A 3,448-nucleotide genomic window follows, 5' to 3' on the forward strand; every position below is an offset into this window, starting at 1 on the left:
CTGAAGGCATCACTCGATCCCTCTTCCTACAAAAGTCGGACCGTCCCTCGCCGTTTGGTGGTGCATTTCTTTGCCATGCTGCTGCTTTTAATGGCCCCGCTCGTTCTGGGTGCGTGGCAGGTGGTGATATTCATGCTCGGATACGCGTTAATCAGCGCCTTTATCGTTGAAACCGTCGGATATATGCAGCACTACGGTTTTGCTTACCAGAATCAAAGCGACGCCGTTCATTCCTGGGACGTTGATTTCTGGTTATCAAATTGCCTGCTCGTCAACAACGGATACCACGGGATCCACCACGACGACGGAAATACGCCCTACTCGCAGCTCGCTCCAACAATTGCCACGCTACCTGGTGGCTACTTTCACATGCTCTGGCTAAGTCTCGTGCCTCCACTATGGTTCTCAGTGATGGACAGACGCGTCCGAGTGCTATCCAAGCGACGGCGCAGGCAGCATGTCGGTCTCCAAGATCAGCTTCGCCGCTACCCCGGCGAGGTAAGTTGATTCCAGGGTATCCAGGTAAATGTCAGTGACCTTTCCCAACTTGCCGTAGTTCTTGTTGGTGGATCGGGCGTACGCAGGATCGTAATGGTCAACCATAATGCTCTCGAAAAGCGCGTCGATATCGCCCCGTTCAGCCAGCTCCTTCCAAGTTGTTACCGTAGTACCACCGACCAGTGGTTTGAGATAGCTCAGCTTTTCAACCAGGGCGACCGGATCTTTTCCGAAGTGCGGATATTCTCGATGCCACATCGAGACGCGCTCTGCCATTGATGTGTGCACCGTGAATAGACGTGAATGATGCATCGCCTCGAACAATGAAGTAGGAAGTTGCACTTGGCCGATTTTCTTGCTTTCGCTTTCGATCCAAACAGGTTTGGCAGAATCGAGTCGGCTTATCTCTTCCAACAAAAGCGTGTCGAAATACTTTTGACTGGGTTGAGGATGCCCAGGGATGCCGCCGATGATAGAGCCACGGTGCGAGGCTAGCGCCTCGAGATCGAGTATTTGCGCCCCGGCTTGACGCAGCGCATGAAGCAATCGCGTCTTTCCGCATCCGGTCGGCCCCGAAAGAACATTGAAGCGCAACCTGGTCGGAACATCTTCGAGGGTCGCTCTTACCCAATTCCGGTACCCCTTCCACCCTGTCGGCAGTCGTTGGACCTTGTAGCCAATTGTCTCCAGAGCGTCTGTCCACAGCTTGCTGCGCTTGCCGCCGCGAAAGCAATAGACAAGGATCGTGGCACGCTTGCTAGTTCGGAAAAACGGAAGCTCCAAATGCCTAGCAATATTCCTGAGTGAATAAGCGACCCCGATTTGGTACGCGCGCATTGGATTGGTTCGATGGGTCGTTCCAACCTCAGCATATTCGTCATCGAACACCACAGGAAGATTGATTGCTCCCGGTACGTGATCCTCCTTAAACTCCCGCGGGCTTCGGGCGTCGATGATCAAATCGAAAGTCTTCAGTGTCTCCAGGTCATACATAGTTGGTCCCACCACCATAGCAACGTAATTAAGTCAATACTAAACGGACCCGCACCGTTACTAACGGCAGTCGAGCTACCATGTGTTCAACGCACGCCGGGACCACTTTAGCATTTGATGCGCGTTACGCTGCCCCCGATTCGAACGCTGGGATTCCATGGCGTACGGACGCAGCGACGTCTCGTCTTTCACCACTGCCCCCGGGCATGTTACAGATTGATACACGCGTAAAGGTTAAATCAGTTGAATCAATCCGACAATCGTGTTCTCATGTTTCATGAATCGTATCAAACGTTAAATGATTTATGCTATTCATGAGAATGTAGGACCGAAAGGTGGAAAACTGAGAACTCTCGTGGCATTACTCCTTGCTGTTCGAACGACAGCAAGGAATGAAATGTTGACTTTGACCAAGAGAGATCTCGCTGTCCTTGACGGAGCCCAACCGGAATACGAAGTGTTCTTGGTTGAGACAGCCGAAAAATTAGGGGATGACGAGCGTGACGGATGGTGGCTGATGAATGTGAAGATACCTAGCGAGTCAAAGATCTACGTCGTCCAAACCGCGCTGGGACGCACGAAGCTCTGGAAGCGCCTTGATATTGCCGTCGAGTTCATCAAGGAGACTTGCCCGCGTGTCAGCCAAGTGCACGTCCTCCTTCGCAAAGAGACCACGAAAGAAGTCCACAAAAGCTAAAGCGGTTGATGTCGGTGCTACTAACACCGGCATCAACCTAACCATGACCGGAATTGTCGAGACCCAAATGGCTAACTCCATTATAGGTGGGAAAGCTCGTCCCTTGAAAAACGGCCGATATCAACCTCTCATCTTCATCTGCGGCGTCATTCCTGCTCTCACGACGCCCTCCCATGCGTTCGCAGACGCCTGGGGCTGCCAAGTTCTGTTATGCCTAGCAGACCCACGAGGCCCAGAAGCAGAGGCCGCATGCAAGCCTCCCATTGAAAAGCTGTGGGACGCGCTTGAGCACGGAAAGCCTTTTCCTACTTGCGATCTCAACAGCAGCGCCGCTGATTTGCCTCCCGACGTAAAGTCGCAGCTTCCGGCTAGTGCGCTTTGGGCTGGGCAGGGGACCGCTGCCCAAAACGTCGGCGCCGGCCCAAACTATTGCAGCCCAAATTTACTCTATTGGGGGCCGCCGGATCAAAGCACCTTGACTTGCGGTGCACGGGGCGCCATCAACGTCACCATCGATAACGCTTTGTTCACAAGGGTTTGGTGGGGCGTCAACGGAAAGACATCAACCACAGAATTTTATGGTCAGGGCTCAACGACGACTCCTTACGACCCGGCTACGTCCGCCCAGCAGTTCCTTTCTCAAGGCCAATCCGATCGCTCGCAAACCGATGCAGGAACACATGGTGATGGCGGAGGCGGTAATCACTGAACAAAGCCGTCAACGGCATTTGAATCACGTTGTCAGGGTTGAAGAACCTTAGCATTACATTGTTCATTTTCAGGTTGTTCCATACTCCATTAGTACTGCTAATAGGCTAAAAAGATGCGACGATTGTTCGTTGGCGAGAAGTCAAGTCTTGTTCGAGCCGTGGTGGCAGTCTTGCCAGGCACGTCCCGTCGTGACGGTGTGGTGACCTATATCGGTGACGATGCGTTCGTGCCGCTCGCCGGTCACGCACTCGAACCGGCGATGCCAGATGAATATCTTCCTGACGACGTACCACGTACCAAAAACGGTTCCAAGATTTGGCGTTATCAAGACCTTCCGATCGTGCCGACTGACTGGTTAATGGCTCCACGTGGTGATTTGGAGCGCAACGTTCGCGCGGTTAAAAAACTATTGTCGGAGGTCGATCAGGTCGTGCATCTGGGCGACCCTGATGAAGAAGGCCAGCTTCTGGTGGATGAGGTTCTGATCTATCTCGGTAACACCAAGCCCGTGCTACGGCTGCTGGTCAATGATTACAACGCAGCCAAGGT

At 53.0% G+C, this 3,448-nt stretch carries 4 protein-coding genes; 3 read left to right on the forward strand and 1 reads right to left on the reverse strand.

Going from position 1 to position 3,448, the window contains the following annotated elements; genetic code table 11:
- Positions 1-507, forward strand: a 507-nt coding sequence (locus ACFFAR_RS28420) for a fatty acid desaturase (RefSeq protein ID WP_375508929.1), incomplete at its 5' end; no start/stop codon positions are given.
- On the opposite strand, the gene mnmH is transcribed toward ACFFAR_RS28420, so the two are convergent.
- The gene (gene mnmH, locus ACFFAR_RS28425; protein WP_375508930.1) at positions 433-1,491 is read right to left on the reverse strand and encodes a tRNA 2-selenouridine(34) synthase MnmH; all 1,059 of its coding nucleotides are present in this window, start codon (positions 1,489-1,491) and stop codon (positions 433-435) included. The genes ACFFAR_RS28420 and mnmH overlap by 75 nt on opposite strands.
- A gap of 397 nt (positions 1,492-1,888) precedes the next feature.
- On the opposite strand from mnmH, the gene ACFFAR_RS28430 reads away from it, so the two are divergent.
- Positions 1,889-2,188 carry a hypothetical protein gene (locus tag ACFFAR_RS28430; protein WP_375508931.1) on the forward strand — a complete coding sequence of 100 codons (300 nt, stop codon included), beginning with the start codon at positions 1,889-1,891 and terminating at the stop codon, positions 2,186-2,188.
- An 823-nt stretch (positions 2,189-3,011) separates the two neighbouring features.
- Positions 3,012-3,448 (forward strand): toprim domain-containing protein (locus ACFFAR_RS28435; RefSeq protein ID WP_375508932.1); only part of this gene is annotated, 437 nt, incomplete at its 3' end.

The sequence above is a fragment of the uncultured Caballeronia sp. genome (genome assembly GCF_964243625.1).
Taxonomy (GTDB): domain Bacteria; phylum Pseudomonadota; class Gammaproteobacteria; order Burkholderiales; family Burkholderiaceae; genus Caballeronia.

Excerpts from the sequence above, each read along its gene's own strand:
- mnmH (WP_375508930.1), bottom strand. The coding sequence starts at position 1,491 with ATGTATGACCTGGAGACACTGAAGACTTTCGATTTGATCATCGACGCC.
- ACFFAR_RS28430 (WP_375508931.1), top strand. The coding sequence starts at position 1,889 with ATGTTGACTTTGACCAAGAGAGATCTCGCTGTCCTTGACGGAGCCCAA.